Annotated in this window: 20 protein-coding genes; 15 read left to right on the top strand and 5 right to left on the bottom strand. The window is 52.5% G+C overall.

The window, feature by feature from the left end:
• Window positions 1-36: 36 nt before the first annotated feature.
• The 3 genes from F556_RS0101370 to F556_RS0101360 all read left to right on the top strand — a co-directional run bounded on the left by F556_RS0101370 (window position 37) and on the right by F556_RS0101360 (window position 3,801).
• Entirely contained in the window at window positions 37-1,167 is a 1,131-nt protein-coding gene (locus tag F556_RS0101370) for a sugar ABC transporter substrate-binding protein (RefSeq protein ID WP_020615086.1), read from the top strand.
• A 121-nt stretch (window positions 1,168-1,288) separates the two neighbouring features.
• The gene (locus F556_RS0101365) at window positions 1,289-2,812 is read left to right on the top strand and encodes a sugar ABC transporter ATP-binding protein (RefSeq protein WP_020615085.1); all 1,524 of its coding nucleotides are present in this window, start codon (window positions 1,289-1,291) and stop codon (window positions 2,810-2,812) included.
• Complete coding sequence (locus F556_RS0101360) at window positions 2,809-3,801, top strand: ABC transporter permease (RefSeq protein WP_020615084.1); 993 nt, start codon at window positions 2,809-2,811, stop codon at window positions 3,799-3,801. Before F556_RS0101365 ends, F556_RS0101360 begins: the two co-directional genes overlap by 4 nt.
• A gap of 748 nt (window positions 3,802-4,549) precedes the next feature.
• Here F556_RS0101360 and F556_RS0101355 read toward each other — a convergent pair.
• Window positions 4,550-6,811 carry a helix-turn-helix domain-containing protein gene (locus tag F556_RS0101355; protein ID WP_020615083.1) on the bottom strand — a complete coding sequence of 754 codons (2,262 nt, stop codon included), beginning with the start codon at window positions 6,809-6,811 and terminating at the stop codon, window positions 4,550-4,552.
• A 297-nt stretch (window positions 6,812-7,108) separates the two neighbouring features.
• On the opposite strand from F556_RS0101355, the gene F556_RS0101345 reads away from it, so the two are divergent.
• The 5 genes from F556_RS0101345 (at window position 7,109) to F556_RS0101325 (ending at window position 14,927) form a co-directional block, all read left to right on the top strand.
• The gene (locus F556_RS0101345; protein WP_020615081.1) at window positions 7,109-8,074 is read left to right on the top strand and encodes an ABC transporter permease; all 966 of its coding nucleotides are present in this window, start codon (window positions 7,109-7,111) and stop codon (window positions 8,072-8,074) included.
• A gap of 19 nt (window positions 8,075-8,093) precedes the next feature.
• Window positions 8,094-8,960: a carbohydrate ABC transporter permease gene (locus tag F556_RS0101340; RefSeq protein WP_020615080.1), complete on the top strand. Its 867-nt coding sequence runs from the start codon at window positions 8,094-8,096 to the stop codon at window positions 8,958-8,960.
• A 101-nt stretch (window positions 8,961-9,061) separates the two neighbouring features.
• Complete coding sequence (locus F556_RS0101335; RefSeq protein ID WP_020615079.1) at window positions 9,062-10,645, top strand: extracellular solute-binding protein; 1,584 nt, start codon at window positions 9,062-9,064, stop codon at window positions 10,643-10,645.
• An 85-nt stretch (window positions 10,646-10,730) separates the two neighbouring features.
• Window positions 10,731-13,067 (top strand): Ig-like domain-containing protein, encoded by a 2,337-nt coding sequence (locus F556_RS0101330; protein ID WP_157272579.1) that lies wholly within the window; start codon window positions 10,731-10,733, stop codon window positions 13,065-13,067.
• 36 nt (window positions 13,068-13,103) lie between these two features.
• Window positions 13,104-14,927 (top strand): glycoside hydrolase family 20 zincin-like fold domain-containing protein, encoded by a 1,824-nt coding sequence (locus tag F556_RS0101325; RefSeq protein WP_020615077.1) that lies wholly within the window; start codon window positions 13,104-13,106, stop codon window positions 14,925-14,927.
• 92 nt (window positions 14,928-15,019) lie between these two features.
• On the opposite strand, the gene F556_RS0101320 is transcribed toward F556_RS0101325, so the two are convergent.
• Window positions 15,020-16,216: an AI-2E family transporter gene (locus F556_RS0101320; protein WP_020615076.1), complete on the bottom strand. Its 1,197-nt coding sequence runs from the start codon at window positions 16,214-16,216 to the stop codon at window positions 15,020-15,022.
• Between the two features lie 125 nt (window positions 16,217-16,341).
• Here F556_RS0101320 and F556_RS0101315 point away from each other — a divergent pair, with 125 nt between their 5' ends.
• The 4 genes from F556_RS0101315 to F556_RS33035 all read left to right on the top strand — a co-directional run bounded on the left by F556_RS0101315 (window position 16,342) and on the right by F556_RS33035 (window position 19,713).
• The gene (locus F556_RS0101315) at window positions 16,342-17,037 is read left to right on the top strand and encodes a response regulator transcription factor (protein ID WP_020615075.1); all 696 of its coding nucleotides are present in this window, start codon (window positions 16,342-16,344) and stop codon (window positions 17,035-17,037) included.
• Window positions 17,034-18,440 (top strand): sensor histidine kinase, encoded by a 1,407-nt coding sequence (locus tag F556_RS0101310; RefSeq protein WP_020615074.1) that lies wholly within the window; start codon window positions 17,034-17,036, stop codon window positions 18,438-18,440. The genes F556_RS0101315 and F556_RS0101310 overlap by 4 nt, the downstream gene beginning before the upstream one ends.
• Window positions 18,437-19,021: a PepSY domain-containing protein gene (locus F556_RS33040; protein ID WP_020615073.1), complete on the top strand. Its 585-nt coding sequence runs from the start codon at window positions 18,437-18,439 to the stop codon at window positions 19,019-19,021. The genes F556_RS0101310 and F556_RS33040 overlap by 4 nt, the downstream gene beginning before the upstream one ends.
• 107 nt (window positions 19,022-19,128) lie before the next feature.
• Window positions 19,129-19,713, top strand: a complete 585-nt coding sequence (locus F556_RS33035; RefSeq protein WP_020615072.1) for a PepSY domain-containing protein — start codon at window positions 19,129-19,131, stop codon at window positions 19,711-19,713.
• 65 nt (window positions 19,714-19,778) lie between these two features.
• Here the strand turns inward: F556_RS33035 and F556_RS0101295 are convergent, their stop codons facing one another.
• A complete protein-coding gene (locus F556_RS0101295; protein WP_020615071.1) occupies window positions 19,779-20,576 on the bottom strand; it encodes an ion transporter in 798 nt (265 codons plus the stop codon).
• A gap of 176 nt (window positions 20,577-20,752) precedes the next feature.
• On the opposite strand from F556_RS0101295, the gene F556_RS0101290 reads away from it, so the two are divergent.
• On the top strand, window positions 20,753-21,583 hold the full coding sequence (locus tag F556_RS0101290; protein WP_020615070.1) for a squalene/phytoene synthase family protein: 831 nt from the start codon (window positions 20,753-20,755) through the stop codon (window positions 21,581-21,583).
• Window positions 21,584-21,660: 77 nt separating this feature from the next.
• Here the strand turns inward: F556_RS0101290 and F556_RS0101285 are convergent, their stop codons facing one another.
• Window positions 21,661-22,812, bottom strand: coding sequence for a ParB/RepB/Spo0J family partition protein (locus F556_RS0101285; RefSeq protein WP_020615069.1), 1,152 nt, complete (start codon window positions 22,810-22,812; stop codon window positions 21,661-21,663).
• A gap of 214 nt (window positions 22,813-23,026) precedes the next feature.
• On the opposite strand from F556_RS0101285, the gene F556_RS0101280 reads away from it, so the two are divergent.
• Window positions 23,027-23,488, top strand: coding sequence for a hypothetical protein (locus F556_RS0101280; protein WP_020615068.1), 462 nt, complete (start codon window positions 23,027-23,029; stop codon window positions 23,486-23,488).
• A gap of 64 nt (window positions 23,489-23,552) precedes the next feature.
• Here the strand turns inward: F556_RS0101280 and F556_RS0101275 are convergent, their stop codons facing one another.
• Window positions 23,553-25,424, bottom strand: a complete 1,872-nt coding sequence (locus F556_RS0101275; protein WP_020615067.1) for an SLC13 family permease — start codon at window positions 25,422-25,424, stop codon at window positions 23,553-23,555.
• 710 nt (window positions 25,425-26,134) lie between these two features.
• Between F556_RS0101275 and F556_RS33030 the strand changes: the two genes are divergently transcribed.
• Window positions 26,135-26,749 carry a TetR/AcrR family transcriptional regulator gene (locus F556_RS33030; RefSeq protein WP_020615066.1) on the top strand — a complete coding sequence of 205 codons (615 nt, stop codon included), beginning with the start codon at window positions 26,135-26,137 and terminating at the stop codon, window positions 26,747-26,749.
• The last annotated feature ends 3 nt before the right edge of the window (window positions 26,750-26,752 follow it).

Here is a 26,752-nt window from a genome sequence, read left to right as displayed (position 1 = left end):
GTGAGAGTTTTTTAATTAAAGGAGAGAGAAAGAGCAATGAAGCAAGCAACGTATCAGAAGCTGGCCATGCTGCTGTTGGCGGTCGTCTTGATCGTGACTGGCTGTGGACAAGCTGGCCCAAACAACAACACCGCTGGAACCGATGGGGGAACCAATGCCAATGCACCGGCCAACAATGGCGCGGCTAGTAACACAGAAGATGATGAAAAACGAGTCATGGTCATCCGCAAAATCGGTGGAGACGACCATACTGCACAATATCTGGCAGGTGCCAAGAAGGAAGGCGAGGCGCTCGGCTACAAAGTCGATACGTTCTCGGCCAATGGCGAAACGACCAAGTTCCATGACGCGATCGCACAAGCGACCGCAGGAGATTATGACGGCATTATCATCTCGCATGGTGATGACCCGGCTACAGTCGAAGCAGTTCAGAAGCTGTCCGACAATGGTGTGCCTGTTGTTGCCTTTGACTCAACACCTGAGCTGGCTGCGATTGAAGGCGTCACGCTGACTTCGCAAAACGATGAATCACTCGCTCAATTGGCGCTGGATCGTCTGGCTGAAGAGCAAGGCGATGATGCGAAGATCGTATACCTCTGGGTAGACGGCTTCCCGCCAATGGTGCGCCGGAATGCGGTGTTCCAGGACATGCTGTCTCAGAACCCGGGCTGGTCGGAGGTTGAGCGTTTCGGAACAGCAGCTGGTGATGTGTCCGTACAGACACAGAATGCAGTTGCAGCCATGCTGACTAAGCATCCAGAAGGCGAGATTGATGCAATCTTCGCGACATGGGACGCATTTGCGATCGGGGCAGCCCGCGCACTGAAGGAAGCTGGCCGGACCGAGATCAAAATCTACGGTATCGACGTCTCCAATGCGGATCTGCAGCTGATGCAGGAAGAGAATAGCCCTTGGGTTGCTACGGCTGCAGTGGATCCGATGATGATTGGTCAAGTCAACATGCGTTTGCTGGCCAAGAAGATGAACGGGGAAGAAACACCCGCGGAATACAGCCTTGAAGCTACACTCATTGACGTTGAAACGCTGAGACAGTCCAGTGAACCGGTCAACATGGTGAATCTGGCCGACCTGATTCCAGGCTGGGGCGTGACCGATGCCTTCGAGGAAGATTGGATGAAAGAACGGAAAGCGGCTGCTGGCAATTAAGATTTGCCGAGTCCATGACCTTCTATACTGCGTAAGGCAGCTGCCTTACGGGATTTAACCAAAAGGCGCTCTTATGTCTGACATAAGGGCGCCCAATCCTGTTTAGGGAAGGAGAGCGATGATGATGAATGAGCCGGCTCGCGGCGGTTTGGAGATGCGGAGCATCTCTATCGCTTTTCCGGGCGTGCAGGCACTGTCCAATGTGGATTTCGCTGCTGCCAGCGGGCGGACGCACGCACTGATTGGCGCCAACGGAGCAGGGAAGTCTACGCTCATGAAGGTGCTTGCAGGCGCCTATGATCATTATGTCGGCGAGATTCATGTCGATGGTACTACAGCATCGATCCGCTCGCCGCGTGATGCCAAAGCAATCGGTATTCAGATTGTCTACCAGGAGGTAGATACAGCGTTGATCGCCTACCTGAGTGTAGGCGAGAATATTATGCTCGATCAGACGGTTCATGGGATGGGCGGCCGTCAATTCATCCGCTGGCGCGAGCTTCATGAAGCTGCAGGGGCAGTGTTGAAACGGATGGGGATCTCGATCCCAACACGCAAGCTTGTGAGTGAGCTGACGCTGGCAGAGAAGCAGATGGTGTTGATTGCCCGGGCTGTTGCGGTCGATTGCAGGTTTCTGATTCTCGACGAACCGACGGCGCCTCTGAGCAGTAGTGAGACGGCCCGGCTTTTTACACTGGTCCGCCAGCTCAAGAGTGAAGGCGTCGGCATCATCTTCATCTCTCATCGTTTGCCTGAGCTGTATGAAATCTGCGAGGATATCACCGTGATGCGTGACGGCAAGGGGGTCATTACGGGACAGCTCTCTGATATGGACCAAGCTACCATTGTGCAGTATATGCTAGGTCAGCGAATGGAGCAGCAGTTCCCGGATCGGACGCCAGTTGTGGGAGAGACTGCTCTTGCGGTTACTGGACTGAGCGACGGGGGCATGCTTCATGACATCCAGCTGCACCTGAAGAAAGGCGAAGTCGTCGGACTGGCGGGGCTGGTCGGCGCCGGCAAGACTGAGCTGTGCCGGGCGTTGTTCGGTGCCAGTCCCGGTGCCGTTTCTGAAGTCACGCTGCACGGCCGCAAGCTGCGGCTGCGTTCGCCGAATCAGGCGGTCAAGCAAGGGATTGCCTTAATCCCTGAAGAAAGGCGAAGGGAAGGGATTTTTGTTCACGAGCCTGTAGGGACCAATCTGACGGCCGCCGTACTGTCCCGTTTCACGAGAGCGATGGCCTGGCTCAGTCCGGCCAAAGAAAAGCGGGCCGCTACCGAGATGATCGAACGTCTTGGCATCAAAACACCGAGCGAGCGTACATTGGTGCGCAATCTGTCGGGAGGCAACCAGCAAAAGGTAGCGATCGGCAAATGGCTGCTTGCGGACAGCGAGGTGTATATCTTCGATGAACCGACCAAGGGCGTCGATGTCGGGGCAAAGAAGGATATCTTTGAGCTCATTGCCGGTTTGGCCGCCCGCGGCAAAAGCGTCCTTTACGCCTCCAGTGAGCTGAACGAAATTATCGGCATCACGGACCGGATCTACGTCATGTACGATGGCCGGATCGTCCGGGAGCTGGACTCGGATGATACGGATGAAGAGGAACTTATGATTTATTGCACTGGGGGAGGACAAGCATGAACGCCACGGCTCGAGCCAAGCACAAAAACTCGTTTTCTTTCATCGATTTTATGTACAAATACGGCACGCTATTGACGATCGTCCTATTGATTGCGTTTTTCGGTATCTTTACCGATAATTTCTTGACCAGTTCTTCACTCATCAACATTCTGCTGGCGGTTTCAGTTAGCACTATTATAGCTACAGGGTTGACGGTCTCGCTGGCGGTTGGTGGGTTCGACTTGTCGATCGGCTCGACGGCTTCTCTAGCGAATGCCATTGTCATTTCGCTATTTGTCTGGCACGGCCAGTCAATGGGTGTCGGCATTGGTTTAACGATCCTGTTCTGTCTTGTTGTCGGGGTGGTCAATGCCTTCCTCGTCATTAACTTCAAAATTCAGGACATGCTGATGACCCTCGCGACGATGTTTATTTTTCAGGGCATCGCTCTCACCTACACCCGTGGAGCAACGGTATCGCAAAATATGATTATGCCAAGCGGGGACTATGCGACAGGTACGATTCCGGCGCTGTTCGGCAAAATCGGCAAAGTACCATGGATTATTATCATCATGCTTGTTGTCGTGCTGCTGACACATCTCTTTTTGCAATACACCAAGCATGGTCGTTACATGTACATGATCGGCGGTAACCGTGAAGCAGCCGAGCTGTCCGGGCTCCCAGTCAGCCGGTACCGACTGGCCGCCTACTTGATCTCGGCACTGTTAGCAACGATTGGCGGAATTATGATTGGCGCACGGGTCATGGTCGCCGAGGTCAATTCGGGCGGCCCTATGCTGATGGATGCCGTCGCGGCGGCCTTCATCGGCTACTCGGTTCTGGGAGCAGGCAAGCCCAACGCGCTCGGCACCTTTTTTGGCGCACTCCTGATTCAAATTCTCTCATACGGACTCATCATGATGTCCGTTCCGTACTATGCAATGGACATCGTGAAGGGTTCCGTGCTCGCCCTGGCTCTGGCCATTACCTATTACAAGCGCAAGCACTAATACCAAGTCAAGCCAATGAAAAGGACCTCATACTCACGTTTAGGTGAGAAATGAGGTCCTTTTGAATTATCGGATGAAGAGGAGGTAGACATCCTTCAATCCACCAGTCTTGGAAGTCGGCCGGGAGCCTGGCAGATTCACCTACCGCAGTCTGTATCTGTAACACACCTTCCTTCCTCTACAGGTGAGTAGAACCGCCAACCGTCGGTAATAACACACCTTTCTTCCTCTACAGGTGAGTAGAACCGTCAACCGCCAGCAGTAACGCACTTTTCTTCCTCTACAGGTGAGTAGAACCTCCAGCCGTCGTCAATAACACACCTTTCTTCCCCTACAGATCCGTAAAACCACTAATTATCGGCAGTAGCACACCTTTGTTCCTTTGCATGGTCGTAAATCCGCCAACCCCCAGCAGTAACGCACCTTTATTTACAGACAAGTTGGTCCGTCACCTTTGTGAGCCTCGGGATTCAGGTGAACGGATGCCTTTCTTCATCCAGTTCTATCTCTTAAATCCTTAAAAGATTGGTGAAAACCTGCCGAAGAGGTGTAAATCGGTTCTGGAGAAAAGCATATGCTTTCGAAGTCGCTTTCTTGCAGAAAGCGTTTAGCGTTCGCCTTTGTTCCCAGAATTCAACCTCTATAGAGGTTATCAAATCAAGAATTCTGGGAACAACAGCGATCGTAAGAACGATTTGCAAGCCGTAGGCCCTTTTTTCACCACGCTTTTATCTTTTTATTTCCTCTGTCAGCGCACATTTCGCTTGCGGTATTCACCGGGGGTGATGCCGGCATAGCGCTTGAACATCCGAATGAACGAATTGACGTTGTGGTATCCGACCAGGCCCGCGACATCCTGGATGCGCAGTTCAAGGTTGGTCAGATGCTCCTTGGCTCTGCGAATGCGCAGGTCGTTTAGATAGTCGCTGAAGTTGGTGCCGGTTTTTTCTTTGAACGAGCTGGATAAGTAGCCGGGAGTAATATTCAGCTTGTCGGCAACCAGGTCAAGATTGATGTCCTCATGCAGATGCTCATCCAGATAGGCTGTGACAAACGTGGTTACCGGGTCCTTGGTTTCCTGCTTGCTGCTGATCAGCTCAAGTGCAGGAGCAAGCAGCTCACGATGCCAGCTCCGGTGCTGCTCGGTGGAATAGTAATCCCGCAGTCTGCGGAAGGTTGCCGGATCGCCGAGTATCGTACCCTCAGATGAAATGTTAAGCTGCAGCAGCGTTTTCTCCAGTTGTTCCGCTACGCCTTTGGCAAACGCCAGATAGTCCTCAATGGCCGCATCCTGTTGACGCAGCTGTTCCAGCTGACGATCAATCCACTCCATAACTGCAGATTCGCTGCCGGACGTCAGACGGGTGTGCAGCTCATCGCCCTGAGAAACCGTCAAGTGCAAGGACCGGGTGAGCGTCGCTCTTGGCTCAACGATAATCTGCGTCTCCTCATTCAAACGACGTTCCTTGAGCAGCTGGGAGAGGGCGGCATACGCATCGGTGAAGGCCGTATCCTCAGTGTAGACCGGACTGACGGCAATCGTCAGATACATATAATCATCGACCTTCAACAGTTGCTTGAGCGTCTCCAGTACCAGCAGCACCTCTCGCTGCGAACCAGGTCGGAACAATAGCGACATCAACTGGTTATGCTCCATTTGCAGCGTCACAGGCTCCTCGGACGCGTCCTTGAGCATGTTTTGCACAAGCCGCCACAGCAGTTGAATTTCCTGCTCATAGTTGTGCTCCGGCTCCTTGAATTGAATCTGATACAAGACACCGATGTAAGGCCGATTCACCTGAACACTGTCATCGAGCTCCTTGAGGTTGAGATTCATCGGGATATTCTTCACTTTGTTCGTATACGCATACTGCCGGACCAGCGTATTCTTGTTGTCCAGATCGAGCTTGATCTTCTCATTTGTCTTAAGAATATGGCTCATTCGGTCGCTGATAATTGCGAATTCCTTGATGTTGGTAGTCGTAGCAGCGGCAGCGACCTGCTTGCGCTCCAGCATGTCGATGATCCGTTTAATCGGATTGTTCAGCCGTACGCTGAACAGCACAGCTGTCACGACACTGATTAGAATCGCTGCAGCCAGCAGGGTAATCAGCAAAATATTCAGCCGCAACATCTCGGCAGTGATGCTGGTAATCGGCGTGACGCGTACATAGGTGAACCCTGTGGCTGCGCCTGTCTCGTAGAAATAAAATTGATCTCCCGTCCGCTCGTGATGCTTGCCTTCAATGTAACTGGCGGGCGGGCGGACCTCGACACTAGCGTGAGAGTTATATAGTGTGCGTCCCTCGCGGTCCAGGATGTAGAATGGCGTATTCCCGGAATAGGCATACGACTGATAGAGCTTGCTCACATTCATCATGAGAATACAATACACCTCTTCATAAGGCGCAGCCTTCACCATGACGGGCATGAGCAAACCGAGCGAGCGTTCCGTATTGACGGTCGTTTCCGTGAACCGCGCTGCTGGAAGCATTTGCAAGAAGTAATCATTCGAACGTTGCTCGGACCAGAACGCCGGAGAATACGCATCGCTTGCGTAGTATTTGCCGAACATGACCTCGCTGCTGCTGGTTCCGTCCTTCTCCAGCACATACCCCGCCTCTTGAAAATAAAGAATGAAATTCTCGATATGTAAGAAAGGATTGGTATACAGGGCGGTTAGCTCTTCCTTGACCTCAGCGATTTTGTCATACCTGCCATTTTCCTGCACCCGGCTCAATACGCCCATGTTGGCGATCCATTTGTCCGATTGGGTGATGGCCATCAAGGTACTGTGCATTAACCGGAAATGGTTCTCGAAATTCTCGACGGACTGTTTAATGCCAAGCTCATTGTAACGAACGATTTCATCGTACAGCTTGTTGCGCATGTAGAGATAGCTGGCCACATTGAATACTGCGAGCAACAAGATAACGCTGAGAAAGCTCAGCACCAACTTGGCCAACAGTGAGCTGGAGGCAAGCCGAAATCGGAGCAGGCGTTTCATCATGGATGTGATACCTCCCGGGTCAGTGGCGGATCGTCTGGTAGATGTAGAATCCCGCGACATATTTATTGACATGATGTTGGATCGCTTCCATTAAGTATATCATAGCCTCCGGGGCGTGCCGGAGACAATATGCACTTTTCATCATCCATCTACATCTTTGCGAGAATCGCCCATTTGCGTACGTATCCCGCAAGGTGGCGATTTATTTTTGCCTGCAGCGCCGGGTATACTCAGCTCACAAGGTCCTCCGCCGTCAGACGGACACAGGACGATTAACTACGACGAGGAGACATGCGTATGGCGCAAGTAAGCTCAACACCTAACATCGCAGGGAAGGGGAATGTGAATCCAGTCCGGAGGTCAAAGTGGGCCAGGCTGTGGCACAACAACAAATATTTGTGGCTGCTGTTCCTGCCCTGTCTATTGTACTTCATCATCTTCCGCTATCTTCCGATGTTCGGCCTGATCATTACTTTCAAAGATTACAATCTTTTCAGAGGCATGTGGGATAGCAAATGGGTGGGGTTCAAGTATTACAGGATGTTTTTGGAGAATCCCGATTTCTTTTTATTGATGAAGAACACATTCCTACTGGGTCTCTATAAGCTGGTTTTTGGCTTCCCGGCGCCGATCATTCTGGCTCTGCTGCTTAATGAACTAAAGAATGCTGTCTTCAAACGATTCGTACAGACGGTCAGCTATCTGCCGCATTTTATCTCCAATGTCATCGTGGCCAGTATGGCGATCATGTTCCTGTCCCCTTCGGGTGGATTGATTAACAACATCATTGTCTCGCTGGGATTCGAACCGATTAATTTCATGATGAAGCCAGAGATGTTCCGCAGCGTCTACGTGCTCTCCGAGATCTGGCAGCATATCGGGTGGGAGACGATTATTTACCTGGCTGCCCTGACGGCAGTCGACCCGCGACTGTATGAGGCAGCGAGCATTGATGGAGCCAGCCGGATGCGCAAGCTGTGGCATGTGACGCTGCCCGGAATTTCTCCTGCGATCGTGATCACCCTTATTTTGAACATTGGTAAAGTGCTGGAGATCGGCTTTGAGAAAGTGTTCCTGATGCAGAATCCCGCCATCTATGAGACGGCGGATATCATCAGCACCTATGTCTATCGGGTAGGGATGGAGCAGGGCAATTTCAGCTACGGTGCGTCAATCGATTTGTTCATGGGCATTATCAGCCTGATCTTTATTTATAGTGCCAACCAGATCAGCCGCAAGGTCAGCGAGACGAGCCTGTGGTAGAAGAAAGGGGGAGAGGCGCATGTTCAAAAAGCTCAGTTTGTTTCAAATCTTTAGCACCATTGTTTTGCTAATCGTAGTGGTGATTACACTCTATCCCTTTGTCCATATGCTGGCGGTATCGCTTAGCGGCGATGTCTATGTCATGCGGAATCAGGTATCCATCTTTCCCAAGGGATTGAATTTCAAGATGTATGAGATTGTTCTGGGTGATCCGAAAATTTGGACCGCATACAAGAACACGTTGGTCTATACGGTACTTGGTACGCTAATTGCAATGGTCGTCACCTCCATGGGTGCTTATGCGCTGTCGCGACCGAATATGGCGTTCCGCACCCCGTTGACCATGATTATTGTGTTTACCATGTTCTTCAGCGGTGGCATGATTCCAACCTTTCTGGTCGTTCGTTCCTTGGGTCTGGTCGATACCTTGTGGGGGATGGTGCTCCCCGGTGCCGTCAGCACCTGGAATCTGATTCTCATGCGGACGTTCTTCTCGGGTATTCCCAGAGAGCTTGAGGAATCTGGCCGAATGGATGGACTCAATGATATTGGTATTTTCTTGCGGATCATCGTTCCCCTGTCCAAAGCGTCATTCGCCACGATCGCGCTGTTCTACGCGGTCGGACTGTGGAACAATTTCATATTCCCGCTGCTGTATCTGCGATCGCAGGATATGTTCCCGCTGCAGGTGCTGCTGCGCAATCTGGTCCTGGCCGGAAGTGTCAGCTCCGGTGATGTCACACGGATTGGAGGTGATAACCAGATCGTCGAGGAGTCGCTGAAGTTTGCCACCATCATGGTATCGACGCTGCCGATCCTCATCGTGTATCCGTTTATTCAGAAGTATTTTGTAAAGGGGGCCATGATTGGCGCCGTCAAGGGATGATTACATCTTGACGGCCCGCCCCGGCGAACACCTGCCTGCTTGTCCGTTGGAGGCTCGCCGGGTTATGCTGTCCACAATACGTAAAGGGAGAGAAGAAAGCAATGAAAAAACCTTACGCAATGATGATGACCGGTCTGCTATCTGTTGCCTTGCTGGCTGGTTGTACCTCGGGAAACGGCAACACCAATGTCCCAACACCGGGAACGGCAGGGGAGGGCAACACGCCGGAGTCAACGAATGAGCAGACAGAGCAGGCGGAGCTGCCCAGCAAGACGTTTACAGCGCTGCTCGATAACAATGCTACATTCCCATATACCGAAGACTGGCCATTCTGGACATGGCTCAAAGATCAGACGGGCGTCACACTGGACGTGCAGACGCCTTCAGGCAAGCTGGGTGAATCGCTTAACCTGGCCATTGCATCGAACAATTTACCCGATCTGATGTACATGCCGAACCGCCGCGAGTCCAACAAGTTTGGTCAGCAAGGGGCTCTGGTGGATATTCTCGAGTATGTCGATCAGATGCCGAACCTAACCGCCTGGATGGCAGAGTATCCTGATGAAGCCAAGGCTGCATTGTCAGCAGAAGGCAAGATGTACATGTTCCCTAACCAGGGCTTTGGTGAAACGAACCGGATGATTTGGCTTTACCGTCAGGACATCTTCGAGGCAGAGGGATTGGAGGCGCCGGCTACGTTTGATGAGCTCTACGACGCGCTCAAGACACTAAAAGCCAAATACCCTCACACGTATCCGCTCTCGCTCCGCTACGGTCAGATTCCAGATGAGATGAATATCAATCTGGCCGTTAACTATGGCATTGGCGAAGGTGCGTATTATGATTTTGATGCAGGCGAGTGGCTCTATGGTCCGGTTCAGGATAACTATAAAGAGCTGGTTACGATGTGGAAGAAATTTTATGATGAGGGTCTGATCCCGCCGGACTTCCTGTCGCTGCAGACCAAGCAATGGCAGGACATGATGTCGACCAGCCAAGCGTTCGTAACGATTGATTATATTAGCCGCGTCGACTTCTTCAACAATGCAATGCAAAAGGATGAGCCGAACTACAACATGCAATTCATGGCACCGCCTGCAGGCGTGTCAGGCGTCGAGCAGCATAACCCTTATCTTCACTATATGGAAGGCGGGTTGACCGTAGCCTCTACGTCCAAGCAGATTGAAGACATTATGCAGTATATGGATTTCTTCTACTCTGAAGAGGGGCGTATCATGACAAGCTGGGGCGTAGAGGGAGAGACATTCGAAAAAGAAGGCGACACGTACAAGTTCAAGCCGGAATTCACGGATGTGACAGAAATGCGCAAGCAAACTGGTCTGCAAACGAGCGGCACCTACACCTGGATCGATTATAATGCCCACCTGTCCTTGTTCTCCGAGGACCTGCAGCGAGCCTATACGGAAGCGGCCAAATATGATCCCGACAATATGCAGCCGCGTCCGGCGTTCACGGAGGAAGAGAATGAGGTCATCTCACTCACCGGTCAAGCGATCAAGAAGCACCGGGACGAGAGCTTTGCCAAGTTCGTGACCGGCTCCCGTGACCTAGCGGAGTGGGACAAATATGTTGCCGAGCTGGAGAATCTCGGCGTGCCGAAACTGTTGGAAACCTACAAAACTGCCTACGAAAGGTTGCAGAACGTCGAATTGAAGGTGAACTGATTCTGCTATCCAAGTACCCTCCGCTTGGCGGAGGGTACCCATGTATTGAGCCTGTGGAAGCATACCATGAACGAGAGGATGATTCATGATGTTCGTCAAGGTTCGCAGCTATCCAAGTGTCAGCTTGAAATATAAGAAAGGATATGATTTCTCATCTACTTGGCTTACATTTCACTGGAATGAAACTGACAACGCCGCCAAAGGACGGCGTAGCCGTCTCACCTTGATCGTAGCCATGCTAGTGCTTCTCTGCTCCCCTTTACTGCTGGTGCTGCCTGCACCGGCGCAAGCAGCAGCTTCACTTACACTGGACAGTCCATCCAATGGTGATACAGCCACTGGAGGGCCGGTATTGGTCAGTGGTACGTATAGCAACGCGTATGATATTCGTCTCTATATCAACGGAACGGAGCAGGTTGAGCCGCAGCTCACACCAACAGGTGTGGATACCGGCACTTGGTCGTACTCACTCGACACATCTGGACGACACGGGAATGTGGAGCTGGTCGCGAGAGGGCTCGATACGACAACCCGGTATGGTGTGTGGAGTGAAAAGGCCGAGCTGAACGTCACGAATGCAGCTGCGACTGCACCGGTTGTTACGATTACGAGTCCAGCCGAAGGCGTGTCGCTCAGCGGACAGGTGCACATCGCAATCGATGTACAGTCGGTGACGACGGTGAATCTGGTGCAGGTTCGTATTAACCGTGGTGCCTGGCAGCCAGTTGTCACTAGTGGAGCTGGAACCTACACGTACGCCTGGAATACAGCCGGTCTCGGGAACCGCACCTTCAGCCTGGAGGCCCGGGCGACGAATGCGCCGGGCCGTTATGGCTATAGTCCAACCGTCTATGCGAAGGTAGGCACCGGCACAGTTGAACCTTTCGTCATGCCTGGTCAGGACCGGGCCATGTGGATCTGGGAGCCGGAGAGCTACAAGCTGCTGCTGAACAGCGGATCGAGGGCCGTATTGGAGAGTTTCATTGGAGATACAACCTTTGATAGTGCTCCTGTGACTACCCTATATCTGGCTGTAGGAAGCTATGCGGGGCATCGGGCGCTGGAAGAGCAGGTGGAGCAGCTCAAGTCATTCATGCGGTGGGCACATGCCCGGAATCTGCAAGTGCATGCCCTTGTTGCAGGTGGTACGTCTCCAGCATATATGGGGGCTTATGAGCGTTATCACCATCATGCAGTTCGAGAGATGGAGCAGATCGTCAATTATAATTTGGCGGTTGCCCCTAATGAGCGCTTTGACGGCATCAATGTGGATATCGAGCCTTATATTTCGCCCGATTTCAAGGACAGCAGCAAGTTCTTGCAGATCGAGTATTTGAATGGCTTGCAAAAATTGATCGACCGCCGGGACGCCGCAGGCATCAATCTGCCGTTTGGTCCTGCCATACCGAAATGGTACGACACCTCGGATCAAGGCGCAGACATTACTTGGAACGGGGAAACCAAATGGTTGTCTGAGCACATCCAGGACATCTCGGATTACATCTCGATCATGGACTATCGTGATACTGCAGATGGTACGGCCGGTATTATTGCTGGCGCAGTTGGAGAAATCGCTTATGCCGAGCTGATCGGCAAACCGGGCTCAGTCGTCGTCGGTGTGGAGACGCTGGATATTGCCAACAGCGGCGATCCGGAGACGATCACCTTCTGGGAGGAAGGCCGACTTCATATGGAAACGGAACTAGATAAGGTGTACACCGCCTTTGATCCGAGCCCGGCATTTGGAGGGATTGCTGTTCATCACTATGACTCGTATCGGATGCTGCCCGCGTATTGGGGCGCTGGCGGTTACGGCTGGGAGCCGCCGGCAGATACAACTCCGCCATCTGCGGTGTCCGGTACGCCAACAGCGGCGGCTCTCGACTACCAGACGGTGAACCTGCGCTATGGTATGGCCACTGACAACACCGAGGTCGACCGGTACATTGTGTACCGCAGCGAGTCTCCGGGGTTTGTGCCCAGTGCATCCAACATCGCGGGTCTATCTCGTAGTCAGACCTATCAGGACAAGGGACTGCTGCCCGATACCACCTATTACTACCGAATAGCCGCCCGAGACCTGCAGGGCAATATCGGCCCGGCTTCGGCAGAGGTAACGGCAACGACAGGCAATACGCATTTGCAACCGCTGATTGTGAAGGATCTGAATATGAGCTACAGCTCCGGCAAGTTCAGAGCAACGCTGACGGTTGTCGATTATGACACGGGAGCCGCACTGCCCGGTGCGCTTGCCGAAGGCCGGTTTACGTTTGCTGGCGGCCGTTACATGCAAGGGACAACCGATGCTTCAGGCAGCATTACATTTGCATCAGAGGATCTGGCGTCGCATTTGCATGCAGGTTTCGAACCGAGAAGAATTGGCTTCCCAGGTTACTATTATGCCAGTGCCTATGACCAATAGCTTTCTAACGCACTATACAACATGAGGAGGTAAACCATGATCTCTTTAATCCCTCAACCAAGGCAGTTGAATCTAAGCGATGGAACAGGTGATAGTTTTCAGCTGCCCCAGCGCCCCCAAGTCAGGTTGGCTATGGAGCATGACGATCCCCGGCTCTCGCGCCATCTGGCACGTGCGTTTCCTGCATTGGAACTGGAGGAGAACCGGAGTGCTTCCGGCTGGCAGCTGGTCATAAACGGAGCGGCTTATCAAGTGGAAAAAGCAGCGGGTGATGACTCGCTGCCTCCACATCCAGCAGGACAGCCTGAGGGGTATCGGCTGGACATTACGGCCGCACAGGCTAGTATTGTATCCGCTGGCCCGGCGGGTCTGTTCTACGGACTTCAGACGCTGTTGCAGCTGCTTGAACTGGGCACGGAGGGCGGTGTGCCGCCGCTGACGGTCACGGATTGGCCGGACACCGCGCTGCGCTGTATGAATTATGATCTGCGCCAGACTCACTCACGCCCCGAACGCTTAATCAGTTACCTGTCCGAGTTTGCCCGTACCAAGATCAACGGCCTGCTGGTGGAGTATGAAGACAAATTTCCGTTTCAGTCGTACCCCGAGCTGGTGCATCCGAAGCATGCATTGACGTCGGCACAGCTGGCTGAGCTACTGGAGACGGCTCATGAATATTACATCGAGGTGATTCCGCTGCAGCAGAGCTTCGGACATCTTGAATATGTGTTACGCTACGATCAGTACAAGCATTTGAGGGAAACGGAGACGTCCACAGGGGAGCTGTGCCCTTCACAAGCGGCCTCGTATGAGCTGGTCACGGGGTTGTTGGAGGAAATAATAAACCGCCATCCCGATGCCCGTTATGTGCATCTGGGCTGCGATGAGGTCTACAGCCTGTGCGAATGCCCGGTATGTATCGAGCGCTTTGACGGGATTCGGGAGCGGGCGTTCATCGCATTTCTTAATCAGCTGATTGGTTTTGTTGCTGCCAGAGGGAAGACGCCTATTTTCTGGCATGACATGTTGGACAAATGTCCAGCGGAGGAGCTGGAGCGTCTGGACCGCCGCAGTGCGGCCATGATCTGGATTTATAACGGGCGCAACATTGTCCGTGATGTGAGCCAGCTGACCGACAAGTTCCGCCGACTTGGCATCCAGGTGATGGGCGGGCCGTCTGTCCGGAGCTTCGACTGGGCCGAGCATCAGAATTATCCGGTACTGGTGAACCGCGTTGACAATCTGGTGCAATGGGCAGAGGTATCGGAGACGCTCGATCTGGACTGTATTGTTGGCACCAACTGGACCGGTCCGTTCAGCCTGGGTGTGCCTTATGGGATCTTCGAGTCAACCTGGTACCCTATGCTACTGCATGCAGAGCTCAGTTGGAATCGCAAGGCAGATACGAACAGCTTTATGACGAGGTTTATGGGCGTCTTCCACGGCATCCCGCAGGAGACGCTGGAGAAGGAACTGGGACGCTATCGTATCGAAGATTATTATGATTCAATCTGGAAAGTGTTGGATCATGTACAGCGTCACCGGGAGGAAGCTGAGCTGATTGATGTCATGCATGCGTATGAAGTGGCAACCGACCGCTCCCGTGCTATTCATAAGTATCTCTACCGCTGGGAGCTCTTCCCGGGCGATTCGGCCGAATGGCGCTCCTTGCTGAACAACTATCAGCGTAACCGGAGAAAGCGCGAACAGACCAAACCCCGCATGCAGGCGCTACTGGAGTTGTACCAGACGCCAGAAATGGCCGACCACTTCGTACGCTCGCGATATTATCTGCATGAATACCTGGAACGCACGATTTACCAGGACATAGGCTTGCATCTGGAAGAACAGCCTGTATAGTCATATCATAGGTATGGAATTGAAAAAAGCCGAGCAGACAGCGCGCATGCGCGCTGTCTGCTCGGCTTGTATGCATGTCGGGCGAATGTGCTCTACCCGTTAGGCAGATTTGGCTGGTTGGGCAGGTGTGGTTCGCCAGGCAGATGTGGTTCAGGGTCCTGTCGATACAGCCTGGAGTTCGTTGTGAGATAGTTGAACAGGTTCGTGACGATAACCTTCAACACAGCGTATCCGGGAACAGCCAGGATGATGCCTACAATCCCAAACAGGTTGCCTGCCGTTAAAATGACGAATATAATCGTAATCGGATGGACCTGCAGTGTCTTACCCATAATTTGCGGGGAGATGAACTTTCCTTCAATGAGCTGAACAATCGTCCAGATCACGATCATTTTGATCAACATTAAGGGTGATGTCACGAGTGCGACGATCATGGCAGGTGTAATAGCGATCGCTGGCCCCAGGTAAGGTATAACGGCCGTACAGGCAGCGATCAAAGCCAGAACGAGCGAATATTTGAGTCCAATGATCAGGTAGCCGATGTAGAGGAGTACTCCGATACAGCAGCTGACCAGAATCTGACCGCGAATATAACCGCTGATCTGCTGGTTCATCTCACCCATCACACGCAGCGTGCCTGGACGAATCGCGATTGGGAAAAACTTAACGATGAACGAGGGCAGACGCTTGCCGTCTTTCAACAGGTAGAACAGAATAAAAGGCAGGGTGACGATAGCAAGAATGACGTCCTTGAGCGCGCCGACGATAGAACCGATGCTCGACCACGTTGTTTCAAGCGCGGCAGTTAACCGCTCGGTGATGTTGCCCGTCAAGTCCATTGAATTAAAATCGAACCATTGCTGAAGCTGGCTCTGAATGCCACTGTCCAAAAATTCCTGGAATTCGGTCTGAATCTGGCCTGCATATCCTGGCAGTTCGGCGATCAAATTGGTCACCTGATGCGTAATGATCGGAATAACCGCTACCAGCAGAAGCGTGATTAGCCCTATAATAAGGATAAATAGAACAAGAATAGAGTAGACTCTGGGTACCTTGCGGGTTTCCAGATAATCGACAATCGGGCTTAACAGATAGTATACGATGCCCGCCAGGACAATGGGCAGCAGCACGGTCTTGAGCAGTACGGCGATCGGTGTGAATATAAATGATATCTTGTGAAACACAAAGATATTCAAGCCCAGAAGCAGTAAAATCATCAGAAACAACACAAATTTGTTGTTCAGAATCATTTCTTTGAACCGCCCTGTATTGTTGCGCAATGACTCCATCCTTCAGCCCGCCTTTGAACGTATGGTGATCAGCCCCAAACAGCTGTTATTTCCATTATATCCGGCAAAGGCGCCGAAGATCAAATAGGGAATCCAAGAGCGGTTGTCCATAAAGGAGAGGCCAAATGAGCGAATCGATATTGATCGTAGAAGATGAGGAAAAAATCGCCCGGCTGCTGCAAATTGAACTGGGCTTCGAAGGCTATGAGATCACACTTGCCAAAAATGGCCTCGACGGACTGGAGGCTTATCGCGCAGGCAGTTATGATCTGATCCTGCTTGATGTGATGCTGCCGGGACTCAGCGGTATTGAGCTGCTGCGCCGGATTCGCGCGTCAGACAGTCAGACGGCTGTATTGCTGCTAACGGCCAAGGGATCGGTGGAGGACAAGGTGTCCGGGCTTGATCTGGGCGCCAATGATTACATTACCAAACCGTTTGTCATTGAGGAGCTGCTAGCGCGCATCCGGGCCTCGCTCAGACAACGCGCCTTGCACACAGAGCCCCCGGCTATGGAACAGTGGCTGGAATGCGCGGACCTCCGGCTCAATGAGTCCACGCGCGAAGTCTACCGGGATCAGAAGACCATTGAGCTGACTCCCCGGGAATTTGATCTGCTGGTCTATTTGATGCGGAATCAGAGGCAGGTGCTCAGCCGCGATCAATTGTTGACGGCGGTATGGGGCTATGCCTATGCGGGAGACACCAATGTGGTGGACGTTTATATCCGTTATGTTCGCAAAAAGGTAGACAGCGGCTTCTCAAGCGAGTTGATTCATACCGTGCGCGGTGTCGGATACGTGCTGAAGGATTCGCCATGAAGCTGCGCAGCAAGATCAATTTGTACTCCTCGGTGTTATTCGCCGTTCTGTTGATTCTGATGAACTTGTCCATCTATTTTGCCTTTAGCAAGATGATGATGGACAGCGAGCTTCGCCGGGTAGAGGCTGAAGGCAGTCATATCAGCAGCGGCATCCTGAACGCTGTAGCTGTCGTGCCTGCCGCCGATGCGTTGCGCAGCTATGTGCCCGTGGACGGTATGATCCGAATCAGCGGCGGCGGTCCCGTCGATTATCCGGGCATTACATCACCAGGACAAGAACACCTCATGGCACTCCCGACAGACTACACGGCAGAACGAAGGGTTGAGACGATAAGACATGAGGGACAGACGTATGCTTCCGTATCCATACCTGCGATTTGGACCACCGGTGAGGTCGTCCAGATTCAGCTGGTGCACAGCTTGGCTGGCATGCTGACTACGCTGCAGACACTCCGGATCGTACTGCTCGCCATCACTTCGCTCGCACTCATCCCGGTCCTGTTGTCCAGTCGTATTCTGGGTCGGCTGATTATGCAGCCGATCGGTGCGATGACCTCAACGATGCGGGAGATTCGGCAGAGCGGACATTACCGCAGACTTAAGCTGCAGGAGCAGTCGCGTGATGAGCTGTATGAGATGGGCGTGACCTTCAATGAGATGATGGAGCTGTTGGAGGCGAATTATGACAAACAGCAAAAATTCGTATCGAACGCCTCCCATGAGCTGAAGACCCCTCTAACGATCATTGAAAGCTACGCCAGCCTGTTAAAACGAAGGGGGATGGAGAATCCTGAGCTGTTCGGCGAATCCGTAGAAGCCATCCATTCGGAGGCTGTCCGTATGAAGCAGATGACCGAGCAGCTGCTGCTGCTTGCTCAGCGCAAGGAGCAATGGGATGTGACGTTAACGGATGTGGATTTGGTGCAGCTAGCGCTTGATGCTGCCAAGGCGTATCGCAAGGCTTACGATCGGCAGGTCGATGTAGAAGCCGAGCAGGTGGAGATGGGCTACACGGATGAAGCGAAGCTGAAGCAGCTGCTCTATATCTTTCTCGACAATGCCCGCAAGTTCAGTGATGAGCCGATTCGTATCATCATTGGCGCTGCCGGTGGAGAGCGGTTTGTGCGAGTGATTGACCGCGGTATCGGCATCCCCAAGGACCAGTTGCCCCGGGTATTCGACCGCTTCTACCGAGTGGACGAAGCAAGAAATCGGCAGGACGGTGGCGCGGGGCTAGGGCTGTCGCTTGCCGTGGAGCTGGCAGAAGCGATTGATGTCCGCGTCGAGCTGGAGAGTATAGAGGGAGCAGGAACGACAGCGACCATTTGGTGCAAACCGCAGGCGGCTCCAGAGGCGGCCTTATTGACTACCAAGACGGAGAGGGGAGCGGATTCACGATGAAGCAGGTCTGGCGAATGCGATGGCTGCTGGTGGGCTTGCTCGTGCTTTTCCTTACGGCGACCGCTGGTATTCTGCTCCTGCAGTCCGGGTCCGAACCTGTTCGCCAACTGAGCGAATCCGAGATCCGGGATCAGGTACTTGGCCAATACGGCGGTGAGATCCGAGAGGTGCAATCGCTGCGTGAGGGCTATCAAGTTACATTGGAGTCGGAGCTGGGCGTGTATGAACTATTGCTTGGCGGGGCAGGCGAGGCCAGACGCATCCTGCGGCTCGAAGCATTCGAGCCACCTGAACCGGTTCCCAATCCGGGGGGAGAGCCCGGACAGCCGGGGACAGATCAGCCGGAGGAGCCTGGCGGTGAAGAACCACCCCCATTGCCACTGACTGAAGAAGAAGCCATCAAGATTGCGCTCGGTCAAGTGTTGGGCAAGGTGGAAGATGTTGAACTGCGGAGCAATGACAATGGGATCTACTACTTGATTGAAATCGAAACGCCTGAGGAGCGGGAAGCGGTCATCCAGGTTAATGCCATCACCGGTACAGTCATTTCGGTGATCTGGGATGATGATGACGATACGTAAACTCATCTTTTTCTCATCAATTTCTAATCTGACTATTCGTTTGTTCTCATGTACGCCAGTTATATTTGTACATGTAGAGACAAACGAACTCGAGGAGGAGATGGAACATGATGAAACGAAAACTATGGATTGGCGTGTTGACAACAGCAATTGCAGTAGGAAGCGTATACGGTGTAGCAAGTGCTACAGGGATCGGAGCGGGTAACGGAAATTCGGAATCCACTCCAGTGACTACTACAGCAGCTTCGACTTCTCCAAGCTATATTGGCTTTGCAGCAGCACAACAGCGTGCACTGGCTGAATTCGACGGACGTGTCGAGAGCATTGAGCTCGAGCAGCGCCGCAACTCAGCTTATTATGAGGTCGATATTGAGAAGGGCAACATCGAAACTGAAGTGAAAATCGATGCGCGAACCGGCCAAACGCTTGGCATCAAGGAAGACAGAGATGACGATAATGATGATCACAAATATGATCACAACCGTCTGATTGGTGCGGCAGCTGCCGCAGCAGCGGCACAGAAGCATACTGGTGGCAGTGTGCAGGAAGTCAGTCTCGATCATGATGACGGGCGCGCGATCTATGAGGTAGAACTGCGTACGAGCCGTGGAGAAACCGAGGTAGAGATCGATGCCTATACCGCCAAGGTCCTCCAAGTTGACCATGACGATGACGACCGCTACGATGACTAATTCGTCTCACCTAAAACGGACAAACGCGCCTGCACAGGGCGGTTTGTCCGTTCTTTTAATACATATTATTTGCTCCGTTCACTCAACTGTTGAATCATCGCCTTGAGCTCTCCCACCTCATTGCGAAGCTCCTGCAGCTGATTGTCCTGGTCGTGATCCGGTTGCTGCTGAGGCTTCCCTTCGTTGTCTGCCCGATCGAGGTTGGTAACAATGACACCGATGATTAGATTCATCACGATAAATGAACCAAGCAGAACAAACAGCATAAAGTAGATCCACGCCCAAGGCGTGCTATCGAGCATCGGACGCATCATGCCGCTCGCCCACGAATCGAGGGTTATCATTTGCATTAGTGTAAGTAGTGTGTCATGCAGGGTGCCAAAGTATTCCGGGGATACTTTGCCAAAAAGCATCGTTCCCGTCACTGCAAATATGTAGAACAAGATCGATAACAGGAAGGCAATATGTGCCAGTGAAGGCAAGGTCAGCAGCAGTGCCGTGACAATCCTTCGCAGGGATGGCATGACCGAAATTGCTCGTAGTACACGAAGAACCCGCAAAATACGCAAGACGGTGATAAATGAGCTTCCGACGAAGAGGTGTCCGCTGGCAACGATAACGAAATCGAACACATTCCAACCATCCCGAAAAAAGGAACGGGTCGGACGACTGGCTATGAGCCTGAGCACAATCTCAAGCGTAAACGCCCAGAGCAGCAAACGGTCGGTCCATTGAATCCAGGGGAAATAGGTATCATAGATATAAGGGTAGGTTTCCAGACCTACCAGGATGGCATTAAGAAGGATAAGAACCATGACAACCTGCGTGAATCTCGGGTGATCAATCCAAGCTTGTATCCTCAACTTGCAGAATCCTCCTCTCTTACCAGTTCAATCTGCTAACTTGCACCACACCAAATCGTAACATATTCGGCCGCACATGAGAAGCGGGGAGCCACGATTTGAACACGCATGCAAATGTAGCTATAATTAAAGAAAACAGTCGCTATTAGAGTCAACGTAATAGTAGAGGGAGCGCTATGTTGAACAACCAAAACGAATTGCTGACCATTGGAATGAATCATCTATTAACGAACAGCCGCACTTTTTTTATCCCGATCAGCCGGCTCAGCGGTGAACTGCAAGAGGCGGTAGCCTCGGCTTATCTCTGTATGCGCGCCATTGACGAGATTGAAGACCACCCCGAAATGCCGCGGGATACCAAATCCCATCTGTTGCGTGAAGTAAGCAGCTGGTTACAATCAGAGGAGCCGGAGAGCACATTGGACGGCGTGTTTGCTCCTTACGGCGAGGTGCTGCCTGAGGTGACACTGCGTCTGAAGGATTGGGTGCGCCTGGCACCGGAATCTGCAGCTTCGCTTGTGAAGCAGAGCACGGCGGTCATGGCCACGGGTATGGCTGACTGGGTCGATAAGAATTGGCAGATTGAGACGAGAGAGGATTTGGACAGCTATACCTATTGTGTAGCTGGTGCAGTGGGTGAGCTGCTCTCCGATCTGTGGCGCTGGCATGACGGCACAGATACGGACCGGGTCAAAGCGATCGCGTTCGGACGGGGGCTGCAAGCAGTCAATATTCTGCGTAACTACGGCGAAGATGAGGAGCGCGGCGTCAGCTTCTTCCCGAACGATTGGGACCTCGAGCAGATGTTCGCTTATGCTCGCCATAATCTTGAGGGTGCTGATGCGTATGTGGAGGTGCTGCAGCCAGGGCAGATTCTGGAATTCTGCACGATTCCGCTTGCGCTGGCTCACGGTACGCTTGAAGCCTTGAGCAGCGGCGACGGCAAGCTCAGCAGAGAGAGTGTTATGAGTATTGTCAGTCGCGTAACGGAACAGGGGATTCAGTAGCCTCTTTACACAAAAAGCAGGGCAGCTCCAAACGCCATCATTGGCGTTTGAGGCTGCCCTTTTGAGGTGCAAGGCTGTCAGCGTGTAGTTTGGTAGAGCTCCTCCAGCAGACCTTTCCAGCCCTGCAGTTCGGTCTCAAGTCGGGCAGTCAGCTGTTGCAGCTCCTGTTGCAGCCGCTCTTTATCCGCAGCACTCAATCCACTTACGGCAGGCAGGTCCTCAGCCGTTGGAGCAGCTGCTGCGTCGAGAATATGGAGCAGCTGTCCAACCTGCATCAGCAGCGGCGATGAAGGGGCAGTTGGTTGAGTTACCTGCTCCGGCGCGGAATGGGCTCTTGCTGATGCCGTTTCTCTAACATCAGCAGGGCGGATATCGCCGAACGCAATCTGGGCAGTAGCAGAGGAGGCCGGCGGTTCAGTCGCGGGCGGCAATGACGCTGACGGCACCACTGGCGCAGGCTCGGAATCAGAGGTCTTGGACTTGGGCTTGGCTTTCGGCTCGGCAGGCTTGGCCCGTTCCGCCCGGTTCTGCTCATAGACCGACCAGGTCTCATACAGTTCGAGGCCTGACTTATAGAGCAGCTTGTCCTTGGTCGACGTCGAGATGTCCTTTGATTTGAAGAGACGGGCAATTTTCTTGATGTCGCTGACCGGCATTTCATCGCGGGCCATGATGAGCGCGAGCGGATCCCGGTGCTCCAGGGGAAGATCCTTCAGCGGGAGCAGTTGATCCTCCGTGAGCTTATCCTTGCGGATGGCCGTGCCGCTAACGACGAGTTTTTTGACGGCGTTGCCGAATTTCAGCAGCTCACATTTATTTTTGATATACGCTTCGGGTTTGCCAAGCTTGCTGGATAAATATTTGACCGAGCTGCTGAATTTGGGATCATTCATCAGTTTATGGAAGGCCTCGGCTTCCTCGATGGGAGAGAAGCCCTCGCGCGTTAGGTTCTCGGCGATTTGCTCCAGGTAAATTTCCTGCTCGCTTGCAGCTTCTGAGATAATGCAAGGAATACTGGTGCGCCCAAGTGCCAGGCATGCCTTGTAGCGGCGGTTTCCGTAGATGATTTTATATTGGTTCTTGCCCGTAGCTCTCACCTTGATCGGCGAGAGGAGACCAATCTCCTCGATGCTCTGCATGAGCTCCTGTAGCGCCTCTTCATCGAATTGATAACGGGGTTGATCCTTGTCTTCCTCGATCTGTGTGATCGGCAATTCTATGATATTCATGGCGATCTCTCCTGTCGATAGGTAGTCTAGTCTGATGCGACCGATCTGTCTTCTGCTATTCTATTATAGCCCAACCTGCAGCCCTCTGAGCAAGTCTAGGATTTAGATTAGAAATCGGAAGAGTGGATTAAATCCTCTTCATAAACCAGGAAATCGGTTCCTGTTCTCGTATGATTATAGAGTAAGTATTGTCTGAAGGGAGAACCACGACAACATGAATAACGAACAACCAAGCTCGTCCGGCGTTCGCAACTTTACGCTTTCCACTGATGTTTTTCAGAGACCGGACCTCGATATCTACTCACAGATGATGTATTTTGTCCTCAGCTCCTACGGCTCCGATGCCGGAATGCCCGTGCTCAAGGATGTTGCCCGCAAGGGTCGCATGACGATCAAAGAGGCCATCTCGGCCATGCAACGGCTCGTCGAGCTTAAGCTGGTACCGCACAAATTATTCCGTCAGATGGTCGGCGAATTTCAGGATGACCGTCTGTCCTGGGCTGCCAAGGGCCTGCTAACCTTCTGCAAAACCCAGGAAAATGTTACGGTCAGCAGCCTGCTTGAAATGTCCGATCAATCCGGAGAGGACGAGCACAGCATCCGCAAAGCGTTGCTGGAGCTTAAGCAGCACGGCTACCTGGACGAATATCCGGCTCTTAGCAAGCTAGCCAACTAAATAGATGTTCAAGGGAAAGGACTGACGAGCTGTCGCTACCGCGAAGCACGTCAGTCCTTCTGTGTTAGAACGGGAAGAACAAGGGCAGCAGCGGCACGACGATTGCGCCCATGAGCAGTTGGATCGGCAGTCCGAGCTTCACATAATCCTTAAAGGTATAACGCCCAGCGGCCATGACAAGCGCATTGGGTGGTGTGGAGAACGGTACGGCAAAACACATGCCAGCAGCTATGGATACGGCAAACATGAACGGCACGGGGCTGACGCCGATCCCTACAGCAGCTGTCAGGGCAATCGGGGCAAACAGCACAGCACAGGCTGTGTTGCTAATGAACAAGGTGAGCAGGGAGGTGGTAAAATAAATGCCTGCTAGTAGCACCATCGGTCCCATACTGCCCAAACTGTCGACCAGCTGGGTTGAGATCATTGACGCGGCGCCGGTCTTCTCCAGAGCGATCGACATCGGAATCATGCCTCCGATAAGAACGATACTTTCCCAGTTCACTGTCTTATAGGCGGCTTCCATACTTCGCAGACAGCCGGTAACAATCATTAGTACGGCTGCAATCATGACGGATATGACCGCCGGGAACACCTCAAGAATCATTAAGACAACCATTAGCAGCATGATGCCTGCAGCCAGCGGAGCCTTACTGCTCATCGGAACAGAGGCAGCGGCTTCGAGCGGTTGTCCCACGACAACCACCTCACTGTGCTCGCGTGATAAACGATTAATACTTTTCCAGCTGCCTTGCACCAGAATGGCATCACCGAACCGAATCTTCTCATCCTTCAAACTGTGGAGCTTATACTCCTCTTTGCGCCGGATGCCCAGCACGTTGATGCCGTAGGTTTCACGAAACCCCGTATCCTTTACCAGGCTGCCTACGAGCCCGGAATCTGGCGGCAGCAGCAGCTCAGCGATTCCGATTTCACTGGACACATAAGGGGCAGACTGGGCTGGCTTGGTTTGCTCTGACGTCCGGGCATCCAGCAACTGGAGCTTGCCGGTAGCGGCAAAGGCTTCGACTGGAGCGAACTCCCCGTAGACATAGATGATATCCTGCGGATTCAGGACGGTAGAGGGGCCGGCCGATTGCTGATCTAGTGTTTTGAAGAATGGATTGCTGCCTGATGTGCGCCGACGCAATTCAATAATATGTACATGATACTGATTGGTAATGTCCAGCTCTCTCAGTGGCTTGCCAATGAAAGGCGAATCATCGCCGACCTGCAGCCGGAACAAATTCTGCGCGAGCTGATATCGCTTCTCCAGCTCGGCAGGCGTCCGGTTGCCTGAGCCGCTGCTGCCCGTACCAGGAGCTGTCTTGGGAAGCAGCAGCTTGCCTAACAAGACGATCAGGATTGTGCCTGCACCCAGACAGACGAGGCCGATCGGCGTGAAGGAGAAGAAGGACAGCTCGCCGTAGCCATTATTCATCAGCGTTTCGCGGATGACAATGTTGGGCGGGGTACCGATCAAGGTGAGCGTGCCGCCCAGGCTGCTGGCAAACGCCAATGGCATCAACAAGCGGCCGGGACTGATGCCCGCTCCCGCAGCCAGGCTGACTACGATCGGCAGCATGACGGCAACTGTACCTGTGTTGCTGACGAAGGCACCCATCAATCCCGTAGAGAGAATGACGGTGATCAACAAACGCGTTTCACTGGTCCCCGAGAGCTTGAGCAGCTGACCACTGGCGATCTTGGCCAGACCGGTCTGGAAGATACCGCCTCCGACAATGAACAAGCCAATCATCATAATGACGACTGAATTGGAGAAGCCGGAGAGCGCTTCACCCGGACTAAGAATCCCTAGCGTAACTAACAGAATGAGGGAGCAGACAGCAACCAAGTCGGAACGGACTTTGCCGCTCATGAACAAGGCCGCCGCTGCTGCGAGAATGATGAGGGTGAAGATCATGTCCGTATTCATACGTTGCTCCTTCTTTTAGAGGTGGTTCAAAAAATCGCTTTTGATCACGAAGTAGCTCATTCCTTTTCGGTGATGAAAAGCAAACTGTTGAAAAGAATTGCCTAAAGTCACGGATCGATCTTCCAATCGCTGTTGTCCCCAGATTTCTTTGATTTTACCCCTTTAGGGGTGAAATCCGGGGACAAAGGCGAACGCTTCGCTTCTCCAGATTCGATTCCGTGCCTCTTCGGCCTTTATTCAACAGTCTATTTTTTGAAAATAGATTTATATTATTTATTTGACTCAATGATAGCATGACTTAAGGCAGGTGGAACATACAAACAAGATTAAGAGGGGACAAAGAAGGTGACTATTCGATGACAAAAGACATTTAATGACCCTAAATACGTGTGACAAATGTAGTTAATGGCATTAATTAATGGGGTTAAATAGGGTCAACATCTCAGGCTGTTGAAAAAAGAAAGCCTACGGTCACGGATCGATCTTCCAATCGCTGTTGTCCCCCAGATTTTTTTGATTTTTAACCCTATTAGGGGTGAAATCCGGGGACAAAGGCGAACGCTTCGCTTCTCCAGATTCGATTCCGTACCTCTACGGCCGTTTTTCAACACCCTGAACATCTCATATTATACTTGTTTAATTAAGTATCGTCAGCTACACTATATAGTAAGTGGTTGGACACTTACTAATTAACATTCGGAGGGTTTAGTATGGGTAGACCTCGAGAAATGACAGATGAAATGGTGTATCAGGGAGTGTATGCGGCGCTGATTAAGACAGGATATGGAGGGCTGACGCTTGATAAGATAGCCGCCGAGATCGGCTTGTCTCCCGCAGCGCTTTCCAAGCGCTTTGGCTCCAAGAAAGCTTTGCTGCTCTTCTATATGGATTATGTGATTGCTATGACGAATGAGGCCTTCGAGAATAGACCTGTGTCGGGAGAAGGTTACATCTATACGCTCGAATCGATATTTGTCGAGTCGGTGAGCCATCTGGGCGACCCGCGTACGGTTGCCAATTCCACTTCTCTGTATCTGGAAAGCAATGATGATCCTGAACTGCTGGAACGCTCCAGATTACGAGTGCAGCTCATAGACCGGCATGTGCGCACTTGGCTTGAGCGAGCCGTAGAGGCCGGAGAGCTGAAGCTTGCCAACATTGGCCAGGTTAGCGACATTCTGCAGGCCTCCATCAGCGGCTCACTGCTTATTTGGCTCAAGGACCCCGGCAAGCCGCTGGAGCAGTGGGTGAGGGACAGCTTTGCCATTGTATTAGGTCCTTACAGAACGGAGCAGTCGGTACCTCAAGTGGAAGAGGAGGGATAATAA

Source organism: Paenibacillus daejeonensis DSM 15491, from assembly GCF_000378385.1.
GTDB lineage: Bacteria > Bacillota > Bacilli > Paenibacillales > Paenibacillaceae > Paenibacillus_D > Paenibacillus_D daejeonensis.
The sequence above is the reverse complement of the archived record's forward strand: the minus strand, read 5'-3'. Positions and strand labels throughout refer to the sequence as shown.

Excerpts from the sequence above, each read along its gene's own strand:
- F556_RS0101315 (WP_020615075.1), top strand. The coding sequence starts at position 16,342 with ATGAGCGAATCGATATTGATCGTAGAAGATGAGGAAAAAATCGCCCGG.
- F556_RS33035 (WP_020615072.1), top strand. The coding sequence starts at position 19,129 with ATGATGAAACGAAAACTATGGATTGGCGTGTTGACAACAGCAATTGCA.
- F556_RS0101325 (WP_020615077.1), top strand. The coding sequence starts at position 13,104 with ATGATCTCTTTAATCCCTCAACCAAGGCAGTTGAATCTAAGCGATGGA.
- F556_RS0101310 (WP_020615074.1), top strand. The coding sequence starts at position 17,034 with ATGAAGCTGCGCAGCAAGATCAATTTGTACTCCTCGGTGTTATTCGCC.
- F556_RS0101345 (WP_020615081.1), top strand. The coding sequence starts at position 7,109 with ATGGCGCAAGTAAGCTCAACACCTAACATCGCAGGGAAGGGGAATGTG.
- F556_RS0101330 (WP_157272579.1), top strand. The coding sequence starts at position 10,731 with ATGATGTTCGTCAAGGTTCGCAGCTATCCAAGTGTCAGCTTGAAATAT.
- F556_RS0101280 (WP_020615068.1), top strand. The coding sequence starts at position 23,027 with ATGAATAACGAACAACCAAGCTCGTCCGGCGTTCGCAACTTTACGCTT.
- F556_RS33030 (WP_020615066.1), top strand. The coding sequence starts at position 26,135 with ATGGGTAGACCTCGAGAAATGACAGATGAAATGGTGTATCAGGGAGTG.
- F556_RS0101320 (WP_020615076.1), bottom strand. The coding sequence starts at position 16,216 with ATGGAGTCATTGCGCAACAATACAGGGCGGTTCAAAGAAATGATTCTG.
- F556_RS0101355 (WP_020615083.1), bottom strand. The coding sequence starts at position 6,811 with ATGATGAAACGCCTGCTCCGATTTCGGCTTGCCTCCAGCTCACTGTTG.
- F556_RS0101360 (WP_020615084.1), top strand. The coding sequence starts at position 2,809 with ATGAACGCCACGGCTCGAGCCAAGCACAAAAACTCGTTTTCTTTCATC.
- F556_RS0101285 (WP_020615069.1), bottom strand. The coding sequence starts at position 22,812 with ATGAATATCATAGAATTGCCGATCACACAGATCGAGGAAGACAAGGAT.
- F556_RS0101275 (WP_020615067.1), bottom strand. The coding sequence starts at position 25,424 with ATGAATACGGACATGATCTTCACCCTCATCATTCTCGCAGCAGCGGCG.
- F556_RS0101340 (WP_020615080.1), top strand. The coding sequence starts at position 8,094 with ATGTTCAAAAAGCTCAGTTTGTTTCAAATCTTTAGCACCATTGTTTTG.
- F556_RS0101290 (WP_020615070.1), top strand. The coding sequence starts at position 20,753 with ATGTTGAACAACCAAAACGAATTGCTGACCATTGGAATGAATCATCTA.
- F556_RS0101370 (WP_020615086.1), top strand. The coding sequence starts at position 37 with ATGAAGCAAGCAACGTATCAGAAGCTGGCCATGCTGCTGTTGGCGGTC.
- F556_RS33040 (WP_020615073.1), top strand. The coding sequence starts at position 18,437 with ATGAAGCAGGTCTGGCGAATGCGATGGCTGCTGGTGGGCTTGCTCGTG.
- F556_RS0101365 (WP_020615085.1), top strand. The coding sequence starts at position 1,289 with ATGATGAATGAGCCGGCTCGCGGCGGTTTGGAGATGCGGAGCATCTCT.
- F556_RS0101335 (WP_020615079.1), top strand. The coding sequence starts at position 9,062 with ATGAAAAAACCTTACGCAATGATGATGACCGGTCTGCTATCTGTTGCC.